The sequence below is a fragment of the Pandoraea sputorum genome (genome assembly GCF_000814845.2).
Lineage (GTDB): Bacteria > Pseudomonadota > Gammaproteobacteria > Burkholderiales > Burkholderiaceae > Pandoraea > Pandoraea sputorum.
Genome location: NZ_CP010431.2, coordinates 2,282,363 through 2,304,094 on the forward strand (window position 1 = coordinate 2,282,363; position 21,732 = coordinate 2,304,094).

A 21,732-nucleotide genomic window follows, 5' to 3' on the forward strand; every position below is an offset into this window, starting at 1 on the left:
TATTACCTCTGACTTCATTCTCGTTCGCGAATCTCATGACACCCTCACGCGCGTCTCAAAACGCACTGGCGCTTGCCGCCGTCTGCCTGACATCGCTGATGTTCGGCCTGGAAATCTCCAGTGTGCCGACCATCCTCTCCACGCTGGAACGTGTACTGCCTGCGGATTTCCGGGAAATCCAATGGATCATGAACGCCTACACACTTGCGTGCACCACGGTGTTGATGGCAACAGGCTCGCTCGCCGATCGGTTCGGACGACGTCGCGTCTACGTCATCAGCATTGTGGTGTTCGCGCTGACGTCGCTCGCCTGCGGGCTGGCGCAGAGCGCGCCGGTGCTCATCGTCAGCCGCTTCCTTCAGGGGATGGGTGGGGGCGCGATGCTGATCTGTCAGGTCGCGGTGCTATCGCACCAGTTCCGCGAGGGACGAGAGCGCAGCAAAGCGTTCGGCGCGTGGGGCATCATTTTCGGTATCGGTCTGGGGTTCGGTCCGATCATCGGCGGCATGATCGTTGCCGTGGCCGACTGGCAATGGGTCTTCCTCGTGCACGTGGTGCTGTCGATTGTGGCACTGGGACTCGTGTTCGTCGGGGTGCAGGAATCGCGCGATCCGCATGCGAATTATCTCGACGTGCCGGGCATCGTCACGCTGTCGCTCGCCACGTTCGGTCTCGTGTACTTCATCACGCAAGGGCCGGATCTCGGCATGGGCAGTCCGCAGGCGCTCGGCATCGCAGCGGCGACGCTCGTCAGTTTCGTTACCTTTCTCTGGATCGAGAAACGCAGCCCGCGGCCGATGTTCGACTTTTCCGTGTTCCGCATCCGACGTTTCTCCGGCGCAATGTTCGGATCGATGGGGATGAACTTCAGCTACTGGTCGTTCATGATCTACCTGCCGATCTACTTTCAGGGCGCGCTTGGTTACAGCAGCGTGAACGCCGGGCTGTCGCTGCTGGCGTACACATTGCCGACGCTCGTGGTGCCGCCGTTCGCCGAGCGCCTGTCGCTGCGCATCGATGCTCGCCGTGTCATTCCGCTAGGTCTGTTCACCATCGGCCTCGGCTTCCTGTTGATGAAGATCGGCTCGGGCATGGCCGATGCCAGTTGGCTCACGATGCTACCCGGCAGTCTGCTTTGCGGCGTGGGCCTGGGCATGACGAATACGCCTGTCACCAACACGGCTACCGGCGCGGTGTCGGCCAATCGTGCGGGGATGGCGTCGGGGATCGACATGAGCGCGCGGCTGATCAGCCTCGCCATCAACATCGCGCTGATGGGCTTCATCTTGCTCAAGGGCGTGAGTGCGTCGCTGGCAAACGCGTTGCCGGGCATCTTCGACGCGGCGTCTCTGCGTATGCTCGCGGAGAAGGTCGCCGCCGGTAGTCTCGAACACCTTGCGCAAAACAACGCGGCGCTCGCAGCGGCCGACCCGCAGGGGCAGATCGTGCAAGCGGCACTGGTGCACGGCTTCGGTTGGGTGATGGTGTACGGCGTGGTAGGGGCGTGGGTGCTCGCGCTGCTGAGCGTGGTGGCGTTCGGGGCGGGCGGGCGCGACGTCGAGCGGGTATGCGAGCCGCCGCCAGCCGCCGCTGAGCGCGTGTGCGAGCCGACGTTATAACGCTGAGGCGCTAACCCGCTAACCCGCTAACCCGCTACAGCGCTTACGCCCGCGTCCGGTAAGCCTTGAGCTGCGGGAACGTCTCGTCGTCCAGCGAACCGAATTCGCCGCGCTGATAGGCGGACATCCGGTCGTTGAGTTGTTCGACGGTGTTCATGACGAACGGGCCGTGTTTCGCTAGCGGCTCGCCGAGTGCCGGTCCGGATAAGACCACAAAGTGGCAGTCCGCCCCGGCACGCAAATCGATGGCGAGGACGTCGGCCGTCGCGCGCTTGCTCAGGCCGACGGCGACAGCCTCGCCAGCGCCCAGTTGCCGAGTCGTGCCGTCGGCATCGAACTGCAAGTGCCCCGAGACCACACAGACGGTGGCATTCCAGCCGCGCGGCAAATCGTGGTGGAACGCGGCGCGATCCGTCAGGAACCCGTCGAGCAAGGTGAACGGTTGAGGAAGGTCATCATTCTTCTTTGCTGTCACCCCATTGCTGGCGCCCAAAACCACCCGCACACGCACACCCGGCGACACCACCTCGGGAATTTCCGTGGGTTCGACGTCGAACGCATAGGGCGCGTCGTATTTCTGCGAAGCGGGCAAGTTGACGAAGATTTGCAGCGCGTGCACGTCATGGCCGTCGCCTTCGGGTTGCTCGGTATGCACCGCGCCGCGTCCGGCGGCGAACCAATGCAAGGCGCCCGGCACGATCGGGCCGTAGTTGCCGAGTGAGTCGTAGTTGACGTGGGCGCCGACGGCGTCTTCGAACATGTACGTCACGGCAGAAATTCCGGCATGCGGATGCGGCGCAAAGGTCGGGGCCGTCATGTGGAAATGATCCAGCATGACGACCGGGTCCATCAAACCGCCGAATGTCTGCTCGCCGAAATGCTTGGCGCGAAAGCCATCGCGAATGGTCATGTCATGACCGCTCACGACTTCCGAAATCCGCACGAATTCGCTGCTATTGCCGACGTTGCTCATGTCATCTCCCCGCATCTTGAGTGGAGTCAATCATAGCGACGAGACGCATCGCGGAATATAGGCGGTTCGGTAACTCGAAGTTGCGCAGACGGAACAATCGCGACGGCTAATGAGGCTAATGCGGCCAATGCGGCTGATGCCTCAGAACCGGTAGCTCATCACCAGCTCCGCGCGACGGTCGTTGCCCAGCAGCCACTGCGTGTTGTTGTAGTAGGCCGTTTGCACGTAGTGCCGGTTGAAGACGTTATAGACGCGTCCGGTCAGCGTGAGATCGCGGCGTGGCTTCCACGCGAGCGCCAGATCGACCGTCGTATAAGACGGCAGCGTCAGCGTATTCGCGGTATCGGCATAACGCTTGCCGACGTACTTCAGCCCGCCGCTGGCCGTCCACGCTTGTGCGAAGCGCCAGCTCAGCCACAGATTTGCCATCTGCTGAGGCACGTTCACCGGAATGTTGCCCGCCCGCGAGACGGATATACCGCCCACGCTTTCGTCGAACTGGTCGTACTTGGCGCGCAGCCACGTGCCGTTGGCGTCGATCCGCACGTCGCGCGTCAACTGCGCCCCCACGGTCAGTTCCACGCCCCGTGACGACTGTTGGCCGACCTGGAGACTGAGCGACGGATTGAGCGGGTCGACGGTGAGCAGATTGTTCTTGACGATGCGATAGACCGACAGCGTGCCATCGACGCGACCGTCGAGCCAATCCTGCTTCACGCCGAACTCGATCTGTTTGCCTGTCGCAAGATCGAACTTTGCCTTGGCCGGTGTGAGCGAGAGCAGTGACGTGATAGGGTCGGCGGCGACCGAGTACTGACCGTAGACGTTAGTGTTAGCGCTCAAGTCATAGACCGTGCCCACGCGCCAGCCGGTGTAGCTGAGGTCCTTGGAGAAGGCGGTGCCTGCGATCAGATCGTCACGATTGATGCTGGCATGGTCGTAGCGCACGCCGCCAATGACCGACCATCGCGACGTAACTTTCAGACGGTTCTCGGCGAAGAACGCGTATTGGTTCGCCTGCGACCGATACTTGGGAAAGGTGCCCGCCACATTCACGAAGTTGCCGGGATCGGGGTTGTACAGATCGACGAGCGACGTGCCCGAGTAGGGCGAGTTGTTGGTGTGCTGGAACGTCGTGTGATTGAACTCGAAGCCTGCCGACACGGCGTTCTCCATCCCGAACAGTTGGCCCTTGAGCGTCGCGGTCGTGACGTTGCCGATCTGTTCCTGATCGTGAAGGATTTCGGTGTAGCTGCTGCGCTGCACGAGGCCGCTTGAGGGCACATAGTTGTAATACTCGGCGTCCTTCCAGTGGCGTTTGCTCTTCATGCGATACAGCGTGCTCGTGATCGTGAGATTGTCGATAGGGCGCCACGTGGCCCCCAGCGTCGCCCAACTGTCACGAAACGTGATGAGTGAATCGGCCACGTTGTAGTTCTTCCGATAGGTCGCCGGGTCGAGACGCCCGTTCACGAGCGGTACGCCGAAGTACTGCATCGGATGCTGATTGCCCTCGGCGAGCGTGGCCGTCACGGAAAAGCGCGGCGTGAAGTCGTACTTGATGGCGGCGGAGAACGACGCGTTGTGCGAATTGCCTCGGTCAACCCAGTTGTTCGAACTGTTGGCGCTCGCATCGAAGCGATAGGAGAGTTTGTCGGTGATCGCGCCGCCGCTGCCGAACGCTGCGCGGCCAGTCTTCTCGGTGCCGATGCCGAGCTGAATTTCGTTTTCGATGGGCATCTGCTCGGGCTTCTTCGGGACGATGTTGACCACACCGCCGATGGCCCCCTCGCCATAGATGACAGAGGCCGGGCCGCGCAAGACCTCGATGCGCTCGACGGACCACGTGTCGAACGGGAACGTGACGCCGATGGCACCGTATGGACGCACGCCGTCGTAAAGCTGTGTGACGGACGCGCTGCCGACGAAGCCGCGCGCGCCAAGCTCCGAGCCGCCATTGCCTGGATGGGGAGAGGCATTGATGCCGGTCGCGCGACTGACGGCGTCGACGATGTTCGCATCGCCGCGCTCCACCAATTGCTGCCGGTCGATGACCTCGACGCTCGCCGGTGTCTCCTTGATCGAGAGGCCAAGACGACTGCCGGTCTGCACCGGTTCGTCGAGCGGTTTCACGATGTCCGCGTGTACCTGCGTCGCGGGGAGTTCGACGTTTTGCGAGGCGTTGGCGTTGTTGCTGTTGTCGGCAGCGTGCGCGAGGGCGCACAGCGAGCCAATGGCCACCGCGATGGCGGTGCGCACTGGAATTGACGTTTTCATGACGCTGTCTGGTTATCGTTGTCGGGCACACGCGGGCCTGCGCCGCTGGGCGGTGCTGGGTTGGCGTGTGCGGGCTGCCGCTGGTCGGTGTGCGATGGGCGGCAGCCGTGAGAATCGGAGTCGATGCAATGTGACGATCGAACGCGCCCGCCCGCGCATCCACATCGCCCCGAACACGGGCGACGCGATGTGCGGGACATCGGCGAAACGAACGACTTGAGGGTGTCAGGCGTGCGGCGGGGCGCGTGAGGGCGGGGTGAGACGCTGCGGCGTGCCGCTATGAGGCAGCGCTGGCGCAAGGGTGAGGCGTGGTCCGCCGATGCGAATGTCGGCCAGCGTGACCGGAGTAGACGGGAGTGGTGGCGTGTGCGCGAGCAGCGAGCAATAGCCGCAGGCGGCGCTCGTCGCGTGCGTGATCGGTGTGTGCCGACCCTGTGCTGCCGTTTCGTCGAGACTGGTACAGAACGTGCTGGACAGCGCGTCGTCGATTGACGACGGGTGCGCGCGCAGATACTGGCTGATCAGCGGTGCGCAAAGCAGCATCCACATGGCGGCGAGGCCGACCCATGCGATGCGTTTGCTGCGTGACCATACCGGCATGTTCAGGGCGCGCGACGACAAGCCGCGTTCGTGACGACGAGCGGCGATGCTATCACGCAGCGCCGTTCGATCATTCGTTGTCCCTGACAAATTCACGATGGATGCGACGCGTTGCGGCAATTTGTCGCGCAGTCATGGCGACGAGCGCTGAGTGTGTCTTGAATCGATGCGTATTGCTAAGCCTGATTAAGCCAGGTTATGTCTGGTGTGCCTGGTATGCCACGTCGAACGAGACAATTCGGCGGCGGGCTGGTAATATACGTTTCGTAGCTATTTCGTATATAGGAGCCCGCCCTATGGGTATCGTCAAGATATCGGAGCAAATGCATGAGGCGCTGCGCAATACCAGCGGCGCGCTCAGTCGCTCGATCAACGCGCAAGCCGAGCACTGGCTGCGCGTCGGCATGCTCGCCGAACTGAATCCCACGTTGAGTTACGGCGAGATCTGCCGTCGACTCATCGAATCCGATGGCTCGCCGGTCAGCGAGACCGGCGCTGTCGCTTCTCCAGCAACCGGTGCACCCGTCACCGTCATGAATAAGGTGGCCTAATGGTGCGCGAACGCGTTGTCATCCGCTCGAACGAAGAAATTGCCCTGTCGCGTCGCGCCGGGGAGATGGCCGCACAAGTGCTCGCGATGATCGGCGAGCACGTGAAGCCCGGTGTCACGACCGATGAACTCGACCGTCTGTGTCACGACTTCATCGTGAATGAACTGAAGGCGATTCCCGCCAACATCGGCTATCACGGGTATCCGAAGACGGTGTGCGCGTCGGTCAATCACGTGGTGTGCCACGGGATTCCGGGCGATAAGAAGCTGCACGACGGCGATATCGTGAACATCGACGTCGCCCTCATCAAGGACGGCTGGTTCGGCGACACAAGCCGCATGTATTACGCGGGCAAGCCGAGCATCATGGCCAAGCGTCTGGTCGACACGACCTACGAAGCGATGGTCGCAGGCATTCGCGCGGTGCGCCCCGGCGCGACGCTCGGCGATGTCGGTTATGCGATTCAGTCGGTCGCGCATCGCGAAGGTTTCAGCATCGTGCGCGACTACTGCGGGCACGGCATCGGCACGACCTATCACGACGATCCGCAAGTGCTGCATTACGGACGTCCGGGCACGGGTCTGACGTTGCGCCCGGGCATGATCTTCACCATCGAGCCGATGGTCAACGTCGGCAAGCCGGACACGAAGCAACTCGCAGACGGCTGGACCGTCGTCACGCGCGACCGCTCGCTCTCGGCGCAATGGGAGCACATGGTGGCTGTCACGGAGACGGGCTTTCAGGTGCTCACGCAATGGCCGGACGGGCTTGGCGAATATGCGCGCTATGGTGCGCTCGATAGTGGTGGCGCGACGGCGAATGCGGCCTGAGCGGCGGTAGTTTCGGCACGACACAGGACGTCATTGAAATGAAGAACGGGGCGCAAAGTTTGCGCCCCGTTTCGTTATGCGTCGCGATTTTACAAATCGTCCGGCGCACCGTCCATCAGCAGCAACTGGCTGGCATAGCGATGATAAAGCCATCCGCCGACGCCGCATGCGACGGCGAGCCACGCAATCGAAAACACCGTTTTCAGGATCAGGGAGCCGAGTACCGCAATGGTGACTTCCGGCATGAATCGCAGGACTAGCGCCAGCAGCAGTGTGATCACGATGCCGGTGCCGAAGAGCGGCAGGAACGTCACGAATGCGGTCCCGAACATCGACCAGAAATGTCCGCGCGAATCCTGCCACGCGGCACCCCATCGCTTGCTGCGTCCGACCGCGACCTGCGCATAAATGAGTGAGATGCGCGTGATGACGAAGACCGCCGCGCAAGCCATTAACACGATGAACGTGGCGAGTAGGGCATAGGAATGGCTGTTCCCGCTCATCCGCGTGGCGAAGCCGATGATAAACGCGGGAATGAAAGCCGCGATCATCATGGCGATCACGATTTGCAGCGATAGCCAGATATAACGCCACACGTCGCGACCGAACCAGGGCGATTGCCGGGCGGCGTCCGGGCCGAGGATGACATAGCGCAGGATGTGAACGGCAAGTACCGCGAGCGCGATCAAATTGACGAGTCCAACGCCAAGCGACAGAAGGGCGATGTTGATGCGGTAGGTCGCGTCACCCCCTTGAGCCGCAGCGCTGGCGAGTTGCTTCAGCGAGATGCCAAGTGCGGACGACACCAGTACAACGAGGGCCACTATCAGACTTAACAGTGGTCGATTGCGTAACGCATTAAAACCGTCGATCCATGCTCCTACGAAACACTGCTTGAACGTTATCGGTTCCATGTTTCCCCCTGAGCGAATTTTTTTGCTTCGGTGATCGAAGCTGTACGGCGTGACTGCGTTACTTCGACGCCATTCTTGCAGATCGCCCTACGACTGACAATCTTGCAATGAATGGTGCAATGACGCGGGATAGCGCCTGTTGTGGCGGGGAGACGGACAGGCCTGCGAGACGCGCGTGGGGGACGGGCGGGGATGTGTGGGGAGGTGTGGGGACGGGGGGATTCGACCTGCGACGCCGGATTGACGTCGCAGGCCGCAGACGGCTGAGGCCTCAGGCGTTCACGACCTTGCGCAGCACGTCGGCGTTCGTGACGACCCCCACGAGCCGGGCGGCGTCGTCGAGCACGGGCAGTGTGCCGTGGCGTTGCGTCGAAAGGAGCGCGACCAGTTCGGAGAGCGGCATGCCTGCGGTGGCCGACTTGAGATTGCCTTGCATCAGATCGCGGACGGCCGGGCGTTGACCATTCCCGAGCGACACGCCGAAGCGCGGCCAGTTCTGGCGACGCGCACGCCGCATGTGCAGATCGTGTCGCGTCAACAGGCCGATGACGCGCGCTTCCGAATCGATCACCGGCACGGCGTCCAGTCCATGACGTTGCAGCAAACGCCATGCGGCCGGTACTTCCTCATGCGCTTGTACCTTGGCAAGCGGCGGAGCCATCACGTCGGCCGCCGTCAGTTCGCGGGCACGACGGGCAAAGGCTTCGCGTTGCGTGTCGCGCAGCAGGCTGGCCAGATCGTCGGCCGAGATGTCGAGCAGTTCGCTGCGACGGGCGAGGGCCTTTTCGGCGTCTGCCGTCGTCACGGGAATCGCTTGTGCATTGACCGGACGCGCCGGTGCCTGCGTCTTCATCGCATGCGGGTAACGGTGGCCGGTGATCGCGTGATAGCCGATGGCCGAGCCAAGCAGCATGACCGACTGCAGCGCAATCGGTTCGAGCACGAAGCCGTAGCCGAGTGCATGAACTGCCGGGCCGCCGAGCACGGCGGTGAGCGCAACCGCGCCTGACGGCGGGTGCACGCAGCGAAACGTGAACATCAGTGCGATGGACACACCGACCGCAGTCGCGGCGGCGATGACCGGTGTCGGAATAAACATGGCGCACGTCACGCCGACGACAGCCGCCACGAGATTGCCGCCGAGAATCGACCAGGGTTGCGCGAGAGGACTGGCGGGCACGCCGAAAAGCAGAACGGCCGACGCACCCATCGGGGCCACCAGCCAGGGGATGTAGGAGGCGGGGCCGAGCAGCCACAGCATCAGCCCACCGGTCACAGCGATACCGCATAGCGCGCCGAAGCCTGCGCGCAGGCGCTCGCGCCAGTGAACAGCCACCACGGCGGGCAGAAAACCCGCCATCCAATCCTTCACATCACGTCGTGTCATTGCCATCTCGTCCCGCTCCATCGGACGCACCTTTCTGGGGTGTCGTCTTGATATTTTGTGCATGATATATCGTATATCGATAAATTGGGAGGGCGGGAGCGCGTGATTCTAATGCTGCGACGCAGCGAAATCACCGCCTGGAACCGGCGCACATTAAAGCGGCGCACCAAATCGAGGAAAACGAGACGGAAAGGGCGTGAAGCTTGCTACGGCAGGAGGGATCGGGCGGGGCGGGAGAGCGGAGCACGTGATACTTCTGGCGCCAAGCGGCGAGCAAAGACGAAACGCCAACGAAATACGGCAGGGCGCGAGGCCCTGCCGTACGGCTGGCGAGTCAGCGAAAATTCACGGCGCCGACGAGTGGCTAAGGCGTCGGTCGGGGATCAGTGCCCGCCCACGATCTGAACGATCACGCCCGAACCGTTGACCAGCAGGAAGTCGCCGCCCACGCCGACCCAGTGGTGGCCGCGTTTCGGCGCGTCGAGATGGTACTGACGGTAGTCGTCGACGCGGTATTGCGCATCGCGGTATTGCTGCGGCACGCGATCGCCCTTGCGCCAGTCGGGATGTTGCCACCCGGAATCGTCGCCGGGGCCACGTTGGGCCTGCGGGGGCGGTCCGCCGTGCGGACCCTTCTTCGGACCATGACCCGGAGGACCACCGTGTGGGCCACCCGGCTGATGTCCCGGGGGCGGGCCACCCATACCGCCCATACCGCCCATACCACCCTGAGGTGGCGGGCCGCCCTGTGCCAGGGCGAGAGAAGAGGAAACCGCCAGACCGGCGGCGAGGCACAGCGACAGTGTCTTGCGCATCTTCATTATTTGCACTCCTTATCGTAGGGTCGAGGGACCGAACGCGGGGGAAGCATTCGAGATGACTTGCCAGCGACGGCCGACGCCTTCGCACCGTTCGCATCGCGCACAAAACAGCGCAAATGGCGAAAACGAGGCTCAAAAGACGAAAGCCGTGCGTCCATCCTACCATCGCAGCGCAAAAAAAAGCCCGGACATGCCGGGTGTCGTTTGACATAGGGCATGCGCCGGGCAAGCAGGGACGCAGGGAAGAAACCTGTTGGACGGGGCTCGACGGTGCGCGCGCACCGCATGAGGCGCATCGAGACCGGCGGCTCGCCAGGCGCGCGTCGGGGGCAGGTCGGCGCGCCTCTCGTCTTGGGGGCACGAGCGCGGCCGCCGGTTCGATGCATCCATCGCTGCGCGACGTTCCCGGGGGGAAGAACGCCGCGCCTGCCGCCGGGACTGTCGTTCAACACAACATGCCCCGACGTTTCACGACGCGTTTGAACGCGCCGCGATACTACTCAACTCACGGTCTTGCTACTCAGTTCCGCTACTCAGTCCCGTTAGCTACTCAGCGGGCCGCGACCGTTGCACCGGCCGCGTTCGCCGTGGGTACGGCTGGCGCGGCGCCGTCGGCGGGCGTCTTGGGCAAATCGCCCCAGCCGCCGCCCAGTGCGCGGATCAGGTTGACGGTCGACACGGCTTGCGCCCCGGCGAGTTGAACAGCGCTGCGACGCGATTGCAGTACCGTGCGCTCGGCGTCGATCACATCCAGATAGGCAATCGAGCCTTCCTGATACTGCGTACGCGAGAGCTGCGCGGCACGGCCCGACGCCTTCACGGCATCGTCCTGCGCACGCGTTTGCTGCGCAAGCAGACGCAGATTCGACAGGTTGTCTTCGACTTCCTGGAACGCCACGAGCACTTGCTGCCGGTAGTTCGCGACGTCTTCTTCGTACTGCGCACGGGCACGCGACAGATTGCCGCTACGTGCACCGCCATCGAAAATCGGCATCGAGAGCAGACCACCGACAACCGGTCCCAGCAGGAACGTACGGCTCGACCAGTTGAACAGATCGCCCAGCGTGGCGGCTTCGAATCCGCCCGAACCGGTCAGCGACAGCGACGGGAAGAACGCGGCCTTTGCGACACCGATGCGCGCATTCGCTGCGGCCATCGCACGCTCGGCGGCCGCGATGTCCGGGCGACGCTCAAGCAATGCCGACGGCAGACCCGCGGGGACCTGCACGGTGACGGGCACGAGCGGCGAGGGCGCGAACGAGAACTCCGCCGGCGTCTTGCCCAGCAGAATCGCCAGGCTGTGTTCGGACGCGGCACGCAGACGCGCAACCGCCAGCGCGTCGGACTGCGCCGTGGCCAGTTCGGCCTTGGCACGGGCGACGTCCAACTCGCCAATATCGCCTTCGGTGAAGCGTCGCTGTACCAGCTTCAGTGCTTCTTCTCGCAACGTGACCGTCTGCGTGTACAGCGCCTGTTCGGCATCGAGTTCGCGCAGATTGAAGTAGTTCTGCGCGACGTCGGCTTGCAATGCGAGCTGCACCGAACGGTACAACGCTTCGCTTTGTTCAGCGTCGGCGCGGGCAGCGGCGACGTTGTCCGACACACGGCCAAACAGATCGACTTCATAGCCCACGCTCGCTTGCGCACGCCACAGCGTGTACGGCGCGATGTTCGTGCCGTCCGGCTGTAACTGCGAGGCGGGCGAGATCTTCTGACGTGACGGGCCGAAGCCTGCGTCAAGCGTCGGGAAGAGCGCCGCGCGGGCCTGACGCTGCACGCCACGTGCTTCCTGCACGCGCGCGGCGGCCGCCTTCAGGTTCTGGTTAGCGGACAACGCATCGGCTTCCAGCTTGTCGAGCGTTGCGTCGCCGAACACCTTCCACCATTCGCCGCGCGCCAGCGCTTCCGACGGCTCAGCCGTCTTCCACGTGCCCGCTTCACCTGCGGGCAGTGCGGCTTCCTTGAATGCCGTCGGCGTACCCTTGTCGGTCACCGTCGGCACTTCGTATGTGGGAGCCATCGAGCAGCCCGCCACCACCAGCAGGGTGGCGAGCAAACCCGAGACGCCCAGACTTCTTTTCATCCATTGCGCTTGCATGATTGGCATCCTTCAGACTTCGGATTTGACGTTGGCGGGCATGGTCGAGGCGTGCGCGCTATGCAGCGGCTTCTTGCCCGCCAGCGTGCGCAGCAGCACGTAGAACACCGGCGTCAGGATCAGACCGAAACCGGTCACACCGATCATGCCGAAGAACACGGCCACACCCATGGCATGACGCATTTCCGAACCTGCACCCGTCGACGTCACCAGCGGCACCACACCCATGATGAACGCGATGGACGTCATCAGAATCGGGCGCAGGCGCAGACGGCTGGCTTCGATGGCGGCCGCGATGGCCGTACGACCTTGCATTTCCAGTTCCCGCGCAAACTCCACGATCAGAATCGCGTTCTTTGCGGATAGCCCCACCAGCACCATCAAACCGATCTGCGTGAAGATGTTGTTATCGCCTCGCGTGAGCCACACACCGAACAGCGCGGACATGATGCTCATCGGCACGATCATGATCACGGCGAGCGGCAGCGTCAGGCTTTCGTACTGCGCAGCCAGCACCAGGAACACCAGCAGCACCGAGATCGGGAATACCCACAGCGCGGAGTCGCCAGCGAGGATCTGCTGATATGTCAGGTCCGTCCATTCGAACTTCACACCGCGCGGCAACGTTTCCGCTGCGATACGTTCCACAGCCGCCTGTGCCTGACCCGACGAGTAACCCGGGGCCGGGCCGCCGTTGATGTCGGCAGCGGTGTAGCCGTTGTAACGCACCACCATTTCCGGACCGTACGTCGGCGAGACCTTCACCAGCGACGAGAGCGGGACCATGTCGCCATTGACGTTACGCGTCTTGAGCAGGCCGATGTCGTCGGCGTGCGCACGATACGGCGCGTCGGCTTGCACACGGACCTGGTACACGCGACCGAACTTGTTGAAGTCGTTCACGTACAGCGAGCCGAGGTAGATCTGCATGGTGTCGAACACGTCGGTGATCGGCACACCCAACTGCTTGGCCTTCACACGGTCGAGGTCGACGTTCAGTTGCGGCACGTTGATCTGGTACGACGAGAACGTCGGGCCCAGTTCCTTCGTCTGCGAAGCCTTCTTGATGAATGCCTGCGTCGCGTCGTTCAGCGCTTCGTAACCGAGGGCGCCACGGTCTTCCACTTGCAGCTTGAAGCCGCCGAGCGTACCCAGACCCAGCACCGGCGGGGGCGGGAACACCGCAATGAACGAGTCCTTGTTCTTCGCGTATTCGCCGTTGAGCTTCGCCGCGATGGCACCGGCCGAGAGCGACTTGTCCTTACGCTCGCTGAACGGCTTGAGCGTGACGAACACGATACCGGCCGACGACGAGTTGGTGAAACCGTTCACCGACAGACCCGGGAACGCCACGGCATTCTTCACGCCAGGGGTCTTCAGCGCGATTTCCGACATATCGCGAATCACCTTGTCGGTGCGGTCGAGCGAGGCACCGTTAGGCAGCTGTGCGAAGGCGATCAGGTATTCCTTGTCCTGTGCGGGCACAAAGCCACCCGGCACCACCTTGCCCAACAGCATCGTCACACCCAGCAGCACGGCGAAGATGGCCATCATGACGGCCTTGCGACCGATCACGCGGGTCACCCCCTGACCGTACTTCTCCGAACCGCGATGGAACACGCGGTTGAACGCACCGAAGAAGCCACCCAGATAACGGTTCATCTGACGCGTGAGCCAGTCCGGCTTGGCGTGATGGTCCTTGAGCAGCAGGGCAGCCATGGCTGGCGAGAGCGTCAGCGAGTTGAAGGCCGAGATCACCGTCGAGATGGCGATGGTCATGGCGAACTGCTTGTAGAACTGACCCGTCAGGCCCGACATGAAGGCGAGCGGCACGAACACAGCGACCAACGTCAGCGCGATGGCGATAATCGGCCCGCTCACTTCACGCATTGCCTGATACGTCGCTTCCTTCGGCGAGAGACCGGCGGCGATGTTCCGCTCGACGTTTTCCACCACCACAATCGCATCGTCCACCACGATACCGATGGCCAGCACCATCCCGAACAGCGACAGCGCGTTGATCGAGTAGCCGAAGCCGAGCAGCAGCGCGAACGTACCGACGATGGACACCGGCACGGCGAGCAGCGGGATGATCGACGCACGCCACGTTTGCAGGAACACGATCACCACCAGCACCACGAGCGCGATGGCTTCGAGCAGCGTGTGCACGACGGCTTCGATCGACGAGCGAACGAACTGCGTCGGGTCATACGCGATGCGGTATTCCACGCCCGGGGGCATATCCTTTTGCAGGTCGGCCATCGCGGCGCGGACGTCGTCCGAAATTTGCAGCGAGTTGGCGCCCGGCGACTGGTTGATACCGAGACCGATCGCCGGCTTGTTGTCGAGCAACGAGCGCAGGCTGTACGACGACGCGTCGAGCTGCACGCGGGCCACGTCGCTCAGATGCGTGACGGCACCGTCGGGCGAGGTCTTCAGAATGATGTCGCGGAACTCTTCTTCCGTGTTCAGACGACCGCGCGTATTCACGTTCAGCTGCAACGGCGTATTCGGACCGGCGGGCGTCGCGCCGATCACACCGGCGGCCACCTGCACGTTCTGTTCGCGAATGGAGCGCACCACATCCGACGCCGTCAGGCCGCGCTGTGCGACCTTGGCCGGATCGAGCCAGACACGCATCGAGTAGTCACCCGCGCCCCACATCTGCACTTCACCCACGCCCTTGATTCGCGAGAGGCGATCCTTGACGTTGATGAGCGCGTAGTTGCGCAGGTAGGTCATGTCGTAACGGTCGTTAGGCGAGATCAGGTGCACGACCATCGTGAGCGTGGGCGAAGACTTGATCGTTGTCACACCCAGGCGCTGCACATCGTCCGGCAGGCGCGGCAGCGCTTGCGAGACACGGTTCTGCACGAGCTGCTGTGCCTTGTCCGGGTCGGTGCCCAGACGGAAGGTCACCGTCGTGGTGAGGTTGCCGTCGCTATTCGCCTGCGACTGCATGTACAGCATGTTTTCCACACCGTTGATCTGCTCTTCGAGCGGGGACGCAACGGTTTCGGCGATCACCTTCGGGTTCGCGCCGGGGTATTGAGCGTGCACGACGACCGACGGCGGAACCACTTCCGGGTATTCCGAAATCGGCAGCTGGAACACGGCGATCAGGCCGGCCAGCAGCGTGAGGACCGAAAGCACGCCCGCAAAAATGGGCCGGTCGATGAAAAATTTTGAGATGTTCATGACGAAACTCTGGGGTGTCGTTCAGCGTGCGATGTTGCTGTGTGCCTGCACGCGCATTTCTCGCATCGGATGCTCGACAGCGATGATGAACTTACGAACGCGACGCGGTTTTCGCCGCGGCTTTCGTGGCGGCGACCGATTGCGTCTTGCTGTCGTTCTGCGAAGTCTTCTGCGTCGTCGGTGCGTCGTTGGCCGCTGCTGCAGGTGCCGGGGCAGGGGCCTTGGCGGCGTCTGCCGTACCGGTCGTTGCGACGGCCGTCGGTGCGATGTCGTGCGCGTCGCCCGTGTCGCCGGCCATCTTCACTACCTTCGGCGTAACGGCGTCGCCCGGGCGGATGCGTTGCAGGCCGTTGACCACGATGCGCTCGCCGTCCTTCAGACCGCCTGCGATTTCCACGAGACCGCCGTGGCGTTCACCAAGCTGCACTTCGCGGTACTGCGCCTTGTTCGCCTGATCGACCACCATCACGTATTTCTTGCTCTGGTCGGTGCCGACAGCGGCTTCGTCCACCAGCAGTGCCGGGTGCGGCTCGCCGCCACCGACGCGAATCCGTGCATACAACCCCGGCACGAGCGCGCCATCGGCGTTGTCGAAGCGTGCACGTACGCGGATCGTGCCGGACGTGGTGTCGAAGCGGTTATCCACCGAGTACACCGTGCCCTTGCGCGAGTAACCCGACTCGTTGGCGAGACCCAGATCGACCGGAACGCCGTTCGTCTTGGTGTCCTTCGAGAGATAGCGCAGGTACGTTTGCTCGTCGACGTCGAAGGCCGCGTAGATCGGCGAGACGGACACCACCGTGGTCAGTGCGGGTGATTGCGCGCCTGCCGAAACGGTGTTGCCCACGGTGATTTCCGCGCGCGACACGCGGCCGGCCACCGGCGCCACGATCTGGGTGTAGCCGAGGTTGATGCGGGCCGTTTCCAGTGCGGCTTGCGCGGCCTTCACGTTGGCGACGGCTTCACGCGCTGCGTTTTCCTTCTGGTCGAAGTCCTTCTTCGCGATGGCGTTATCCGCGATCAGGCGCTGCGCACGCGCGAGGTCGGTGCTGGTGAAGACGTCGCGCGCTTGTGCCGACGCGAGTTGTGCCGCAGCGCGGTCGACTTCGGCGGCGTACGGACGCGGGTCGATCGTGAACAGGGCGTCGCCTTTCTTCACGAGCTGGCCGTCCTTGAAGTGCACGGCGGTGATGGTGCCTGACACGAGCGGCTTGATATCGACGCGATCCACGGCGTCGAGACGGCCGGAGTAGCTCTGCCAGTCGGTGACGGTGCGCGAGAGAACGTTGGCAACGTCGACTTCGACGGTCGGCATGACTTGCGCGGCGGGCGTGCTGGCATCGACGCGCACGACAGTGAGCGTGCCGATGGCCAGGAGCGCGGCCGTGGCGGCAGCGGCGATAAGTACGGGTTTGCGAGCGAGGGTGGTCATTATTGAAATCTCCGGGATCGGATTGGACTCACTGGGTAGAGCCGGTGGCAGGCAGTGCCAGCCGACGTGTCAGGAAGGTGGCCACCTCCCGCAGCGCTGCGGGCAGGGCGGCCAGGCCGTAATGGGACGCGCTGCGATGGCGCGTAACTTCTGTCGGCACGCCGGCCGCGATGAGCTCGGCAGCGTATTTTTCAGCTTCGACGTGCAACAGGTCGTGTTCGGCGGAGGCAATCAGCGTGGGCGGCAGGCCCGCGAGACGGCGCGACTCCAGCGGTGCGGCGTACGGATGCAGACGTTGCGTTGCGTGCGGCAAATAGGCGCGGTAGCAACGGGCGCACTCGTTGGCTTCGATGTCGCTGGGTGTGCGACCGTCGGCCAGACGCGTCATGCTGGGATCGAGCAGCGGCGCGAGCAGGGCTTGCGCCGACACCGTAATTTCGCCCCGATCTCGGGCAATCATCGTGAGGGCAGCGGCAATGTTGCCGCCAGCGTCGTGCCCCGCCACGGCCAGACGGCGCGGACTCGCACCGTACCGGCGAGCGTGACGGTGCAGCCAGAGGGCTGCGCACCAGGCGTCTTCGGGCGCTGCCGGAAACGGGTGTTCGGGCGCGAGCGAATAGCCGACCGAGACGACCAGCGCCGGGACGTTCGACGCGAGGTAGCGGGCGGCGGCATCGCCATCGTCCAGCGAGCCTTTGCAAAAGCCACCGCCGTGGAAGTACAGCACGGCGGGCAGATGCGCTTCGAGCGGCACGACGACTCCCGGCTGACCGGCGTGCGCATCCGCGGCACCGGGCGTGGCGACGCCGACCGGCCGGTAAACGCGTAGCGTGACAGGCGCGGAATGGCCCGGGATGCTGACTTCTTCGATGCGCAGTCCGTCGTCGCTGCTGAACAGCTTGTCGGTCTTACCGGATTTGCCCGGTTGTACCGACTTTCCCGAGGGCGACTTGGCGTTGGCTGACATATGGCTTCGGGTTCGCGCGAGCGATACCCCTCTGATGACATTCGATGGAGCGAAGTCTAGAGGCCACGGACATTGGGATAAACGCCTATAATTTGGCAACACTGTTCGGCCAGCTCGACTAATCGGTCTCGGCCTTATGGGCATTGGCTTATGCCGTCGACCAATAAGCATATGCAGTTGCGACGGAGGTGAAATTTCGTTGATTTCGCCTGTTCGGCCAGTGCAACAGTGCTTTCAATGGGGAAATATCATGGATCGCTTGCAAGCGATGCAGGTCTTCACGCGGGTGGTCGAGGCGAACAGCTTCTCGCGTGCCGCCGACAACCTCGGGTTGCCGCGTACCTCGGTGACCACGATCATTCAGAATCTGGAGTCGCATCTGGGCACCCGGTTGCTCCAGCGTACGACCCGCAGACTCAACCTGACGCCTGACGGCGCGGCATATTACGAGCGCTGCCTGCGCATCCTCGCGGATATCGAAGAGACGGAATCGTCTTTCCGCGAAAGCAGCCAGCGCGTGCGGGGCAAGCTGCGCATCGACATGCCGGGCTCGCTCGGCAAACTCGTGGTGCTGCCGTCGCTGTGCGAATTTCACGACCGCTATCCGGAAATCGAATTGATGGTCGGCATGGGCGATAAACCCGTCGATCTGATTCAGGAAGGGGTGGATTGCGTGCTGCGTGTGGGGACGCTTCAGGATTCGAGCCTCGTGGCACGACGCGTGGGCATGTTTCAGAGTCTCACGTGCGCGTCACCGGCTTACCTTGAGCGCATGGGCATGCCGCATACGCTGGACGACCTTCAGCGCCACACGGCGGTGCACTATTTTTCGAGCCGCACGGGCCGCGTGATCGAAGAGCAGTTCGTCGTGGACGGCAAGGAAGTCGAAATCCACATGCAGGGCTCTGTCGCGGTGAACGACGCCGAGGCATATCTGCAACTCGGTCTCTCGGGCTTCGGCACCGTGCAACTGGCGCGCTTCATGGCGTTGCCGTATCTGCAATCGGGCCAACTGGTCGAGATCCTGCACCAATGGAAACCGCCCCCCATGCCGATTTCGGCGGTGTACCCGCATAACCGCCATCTGTCGCCAAAAGTGCGCGTATTTGTCGACTTCATCGCCGAAATCTTCGAAAGATGCCCGTTGTTGCAAGGGCTCGACGAGACGGCGGGCCAATGCAAGCCGACCGTCGCGGCGGCCGATGCCGACTCGGCTGCAAATGACCGCTGGGCGGCCTACGGCACGGAAATGTCGCCACAAGAGGTCGTGGTTTGACGCTTCAAGAGGCGGTGCGAGTTCGGCTCGCGACGCCAAACGAGGTGTCTCGGTTGCTCGCCGTCGAGCGTAGTGCTGGCGAGATGTTCCGGGCGCTGCCGGGCTTGCAGGCACTGGCAGACGGCGAGCCGATTGCCGAGGCACGTCATCGCCAGTGGGTGGCGCAGGGGACTGAGTGGGTGGCGACGGATAGGGAAGGCGTACCCGTTGGCTTTCTCGCCGGTGAGGTGTTCGACGATGTTCTGCACGTATGGGAGATGTCGGTGCATCGCCAGTGGCAAGGTCGGGGAATTGGGCGAGCGCTGATGGAGGCTGCTGTAGCGTACGCGCGCGACACAGGGCTTCAGGCGCTCACGCTCACGACGTTTCGCGACGTGCCGTGGAACGCGCCGTTTTACGCCCGTTTGGGCTTTGCGCCGTTGACCGACGGCGAGCTCGACGTGCGCTTGCAGGCAACGCTCGCCGACGAGGTCGCCGCCGGGCTCCCGGCGGAACGTCGCTGCGCAATGCAGCGACGACTCGTCAGTCCGTAACCTGAATCATTCCGAAATCGGACGATGCGCTTTTCACCGAATTAGTTAGCATAGCTAATCGAATTGCATTGCGCGCACGCCTCATGCCTTTCCCCGGGGCGGGCGATGAGCGATTCTCGGACGCGTGTGAAACGGCCTCAATGAAAAAATTGGGCCCTTTCATCGCAAACCGATGGGGGGTGTCCTATCCATCTCCCCGTTCAATACGACCATGCCGTTCTCGACGAATGACTGTCTGCCGTTCGAGCCCTCGCTCGATCTACCCGCGCCGGTCCTCACCGGTGCCACCGATTTCCATCGCGACACTTGTGCGCTGACTGCCCTGAATCCGCTGCTGCGCAAAGGGGTTCGATGATTGCCGACGCTATTCAGGCGCTCAGAAGTGCGCTCCACCCGTGTCGTAATCTCGCCTCGGCATCGGCTCATCTGACGCGGGCGATGAACACCTTGCAAGATCGCCTGCAAGACTGTTCTCCAGGCTCGGCTGAACTCTCCAGAGCGATTGAGCGGGTCGAAGCTGCTTTCACCGGGAACGACGGTTGGCAACTCCTCAAACACTGCTTTGAACGCGACGTCGACCGTTCTACGTTCGTCAGGCGCCTCGTGCGCAATCACGTCTGCACGACACCGGTTGGCTTCGAACACGTTCGTCGCAAGATGTCGGAGGCGCAACTCGATGCGCTCGCCACGCAACTGAGTAGTGCGCTAAGACCGCATATTCGTGAGGAAATCGTCGATCGCTGGTCGCAAGCAGAAGACACCGGGGTCCATTTGACAGAAGGCGGATTCATCGCTGTCGGCATTCCGGGTACGGACCTTCGTCTCTCGCTGATGGACGCTGGATTTTCGCATCGAGGGTTGAATCTGACGCAGGCGGAGGTTACCCGGTTGTTGCTCGCACGCCCTGACGGGATGCCGCCTGGCGCGACATTGCTGGACGCGATGCCCGCGCTCACGCAGGACCACGCGCTGGTCTGCTTCCGTCTCATCGGCGCGGCGCTCGGGGCCGACGGTAGCTTGCTGCCCGGACTTGATCCGGCGGCAGTCCGAAGCGTCGCCGCCGCAGCACACGACGCCCTCTCGCCGCTCAGCGGAACGCTGGCAGAAAGAGAGCCGCTGGCGCGGTACTTCCATCGGGTGGGGGACGACCTTCGGGCTGGCCAATCGAGGCAAGCGATCGCGACGATTCGCGAGCAAACGTCGGCGCAGGAAGACCTGCCTTCCGACGACATCGCACGGGCGATGCTCGCGTCCGGTGAGGATGTTCGCCGGGCGAATGGCCTGCGCGTCGGCATCGATCGCCACCGCGCGGCATTTCACTACGACCGGGCTGCGCAGCCGCGTCTGGCTGCGGAACAATATCTGGCTGCCGCAAACGTCTTTGTTGCGGCCGGCGATCGCGTGATGGCCGCCGGAAACTACGCGAGTGCTGCGGAAAAACTATCGGCTTGCGAGACATTTACCCCGATGGTGACTACGCTTGCCCACGCCATCGAGCTATACGGCGACGACTTCCAAGCGGTGAGCAAGTTAGGCGCGCGCTGCGCGGAGGTCTTCGCGGCGCGTGGGTTTCACGTCAGTGCCGCCATGGTCCATGAACTTGTCTTCACCCGTCTTGAAGTGCTCGAGCGTGATGCCCGCGTGAATGCTGCCGCCCTGAAGTCTCTGCTTGCGGATCATGTGGCGAAGGCGGAAGCGGCGTTCGCCGCAGTTGGCCTCTCCGCGCTCGACGAGAATGTTCCGTCCCTGATCCGGTCGGCCATTGACGCGAGGCTGGACTGCTTCACGACGACGGAGGGACTTCAGGGCAATGGATACCGCATTCTGTTCGAAGACCACAGCGACATGATCTCGGCCGAGGAGTTCGACAAGAACGCGCCGACCGAGTGGGTACTGTTGCGCAGAGGCTTATCCACGGCATCTCATCACGTCTATGAACTGATGACCGGCGACACGCGGCATTCGCTGATTTCGAGCAGGAGTCTTCATCCGTATCTGCAACGACCATTGATCGAATCGGATTTCGTCGATGGTGTCGATGCGCTCGACATGCTGACGGCTGCGACGCTCGGGGCAGGTTCCGGCAAAACTGAGACTGCGTCGCATCCGGACACTTACTCAATGACCGACTCGATCGAATCGACGAGACTATGAGCCGTTGATGCCGCCACCCGTGCGGTCGTCCCTGAGTGATGCGAGCGCGGGCGCAATCGAGGCAAGCCTGCCAGCACCTGGCTCGGTGTTCCCGCTGCCAGG

At 63.1% G+C, this 21,732-nt stretch carries 17 protein-coding genes; 7 read left to right on the forward strand and 10 right to left on the reverse strand.

All coding sequences use genetic code 11. The features are described from left to right. Window positions 1–35 precede the first annotated feature (35 nt). Window positions 36–1,619: an MFS transporter gene (locus tag NA29_RS10155; protein ID WP_084103612.1), complete on the forward strand. Its 1,584-nt coding sequence runs from the start codon at window positions 36–38 to the stop codon at window positions 1,617–1,619. A gap of 43 nt (window positions 1,620–1,662) precedes the next feature. Here the strand turns inward: NA29_RS10155 and NA29_RS10160 are convergent, their stop codons facing one another. From NA29_RS10160 to NA29_RS10170, 3 genes are all read right to left on the reverse strand, one after another. Next, the gene (locus tag NA29_RS10160; protein ID WP_039397918.1) at window positions 1,663–2,592 is read right to left on the reverse strand and encodes a pirin family protein; all 930 of its coding nucleotides are present in this window, start codon (window positions 2,590–2,592) and stop codon (window positions 1,663–1,665) included. Window positions 2,593–2,733: 141 nt separating this feature from the next. Beyond that, window positions 2,734–4,869 carry a TonB-dependent receptor gene (locus NA29_RS10165; protein WP_039397920.1) on the reverse strand — a complete coding sequence of 712 codons (2,136 nt, stop codon included), beginning with the start codon at window positions 4,867–4,869 and terminating at the stop codon, window positions 2,734–2,736. Window positions 4,870–5,094: 225 nt separating this feature from the next. Then, a complete protein-coding gene (locus NA29_RS10170) occupies window positions 5,095–5,490 on the reverse strand; it encodes a DUF2946 domain-containing protein (RefSeq protein ID WP_150777204.1) in 396 nt (131 codons plus the stop codon). Window positions 5,491–5,765: 275 nt separating this feature from the next. On the opposite strand from NA29_RS10170, the gene NA29_RS10175 reads away from it, so the two are divergent. Both NA29_RS10175 and map read left to right on the forward strand, forming a co-directional pair. Next, window positions 5,766–6,020 carry a ParD-like family protein gene (locus NA29_RS10175; RefSeq protein WP_039397922.1) on the forward strand — a complete coding sequence of 85 codons (255 nt, stop codon included), beginning with the start codon at window positions 5,766–5,768 and terminating at the stop codon, window positions 6,018–6,020. Beyond that, window positions 6,020–6,850 (forward strand): type I methionyl aminopeptidase, encoded by an 831-nt coding sequence (gene map / locus NA29_RS10180; RefSeq protein ID WP_039397924.1) that lies wholly within the window; start codon window positions 6,020–6,022, stop codon window positions 6,848–6,850. Before NA29_RS10175 ends, map begins: the two co-directional genes overlap by 1 nt. 89 nt (window positions 6,851–6,939) lie before the next feature. Here the strand turns inward: map and NA29_RS10185 are convergent, their stop codons facing one another. From NA29_RS10185 to NA29_RS10215, 7 genes are all read right to left on the reverse strand, one after another. Beyond that, on the reverse strand, window positions 6,940–7,674 hold the full coding sequence (locus NA29_RS10185) for a hypothetical protein (RefSeq protein ID WP_039397925.1): 735 nt from the start codon (window positions 7,672–7,674) through the stop codon (window positions 6,940–6,942). A gap of 361 nt (window positions 7,675–8,035) precedes the next feature. Next, the gene (locus NA29_RS10190; RefSeq protein ID WP_039402996.1) at window positions 8,036–9,151 is read right to left on the reverse strand and encodes an HPP family protein; all 1,116 of its coding nucleotides are present in this window, start codon (window positions 9,149–9,151) and stop codon (window positions 8,036–8,038) included. Window positions 9,152–9,534: 383 nt separating this feature from the next. Next, the gene (locus NA29_RS10195; RefSeq protein ID WP_039397927.1) at window positions 9,535–9,972 is read right to left on the reverse strand and encodes an RcnB family protein; all 438 of its coding nucleotides are present in this window, start codon (window positions 9,970–9,972) and stop codon (window positions 9,535–9,537) included. A 550-nt stretch (window positions 9,973–10,522) separates the two neighbouring features. After that, window positions 10,523–12,070 (reverse strand): efflux transporter outer membrane subunit, encoded by a 1,548-nt coding sequence (locus NA29_RS10200; RefSeq protein ID WP_052253233.1) that lies wholly within the window; start codon window positions 12,068–12,070, stop codon window positions 10,523–10,525. Window positions 12,071–12,082: 12 nt separating this feature from the next. Continuing rightward, entirely contained in the window at window positions 12,083–15,268 is a 3,186-nt protein-coding gene (locus NA29_RS10205) for an efflux RND transporter permease subunit (protein WP_039397929.1), read from the reverse strand. 91 nt (window positions 15,269–15,359) lie between these two features. After that, window positions 15,360–16,700 carry an efflux RND transporter periplasmic adaptor subunit gene (locus NA29_RS10210; protein WP_039397931.1) on the reverse strand — a complete coding sequence of 447 codons (1,341 nt, stop codon included), beginning with the start codon at window positions 16,698–16,700 and terminating at the stop codon, window positions 15,360–15,362. Window positions 16,701–16,728: 28 nt separating this feature from the next. Further along, window positions 16,729–17,667, reverse strand: a complete 939-nt coding sequence (locus tag NA29_RS10215) for an alpha/beta hydrolase (RefSeq protein WP_084103614.1) — start codon at window positions 17,665–17,667, stop codon at window positions 16,729–16,731. A gap of 250 nt (window positions 17,668–17,917) precedes the next feature. On the opposite strand from NA29_RS10215, the gene NA29_RS10220 reads away from it, so the two are divergent. The 4 genes from NA29_RS10220 (at window position 17,918) to NA29_RS10230 (ending at window position 21,630) form a co-directional block, all read left to right on the forward strand. Then, the gene (locus NA29_RS10220) at window positions 17,918–18,943 is read left to right on the forward strand and encodes a LysR family transcriptional regulator (protein WP_039397933.1); all 1,026 of its coding nucleotides are present in this window, start codon (window positions 17,918–17,920) and stop codon (window positions 18,941–18,943) included. 44 nt (window positions 18,944–18,987) lie between these two features. Further along, window positions 18,988–19,476, forward strand: a complete 489-nt coding sequence (locus tag NA29_RS10225) for a GNAT family N-acetyltransferase (protein WP_231965146.1) — start codon at window positions 18,988–18,990, stop codon at window positions 19,474–19,476. A 211-nt stretch (window positions 19,477–19,687) separates the two neighbouring features. Then, window positions 19,688–19,831: a hypothetical protein gene (locus NA29_RS25730; RefSeq protein WP_157127377.1), complete on the forward strand. Its 144-nt coding sequence runs from the start codon at window positions 19,688–19,690 to the stop codon at window positions 19,829–19,831. 575 nt (window positions 19,832–20,406) lie between these two features. Further along, complete coding sequence (locus NA29_RS10230; protein WP_157127379.1) at window positions 20,407–21,630, forward strand: hypothetical protein; 1,224 nt, start codon at window positions 20,407–20,409, stop codon at window positions 21,628–21,630. Window positions 21,631–21,732: the final 102 nt, after the last annotated feature.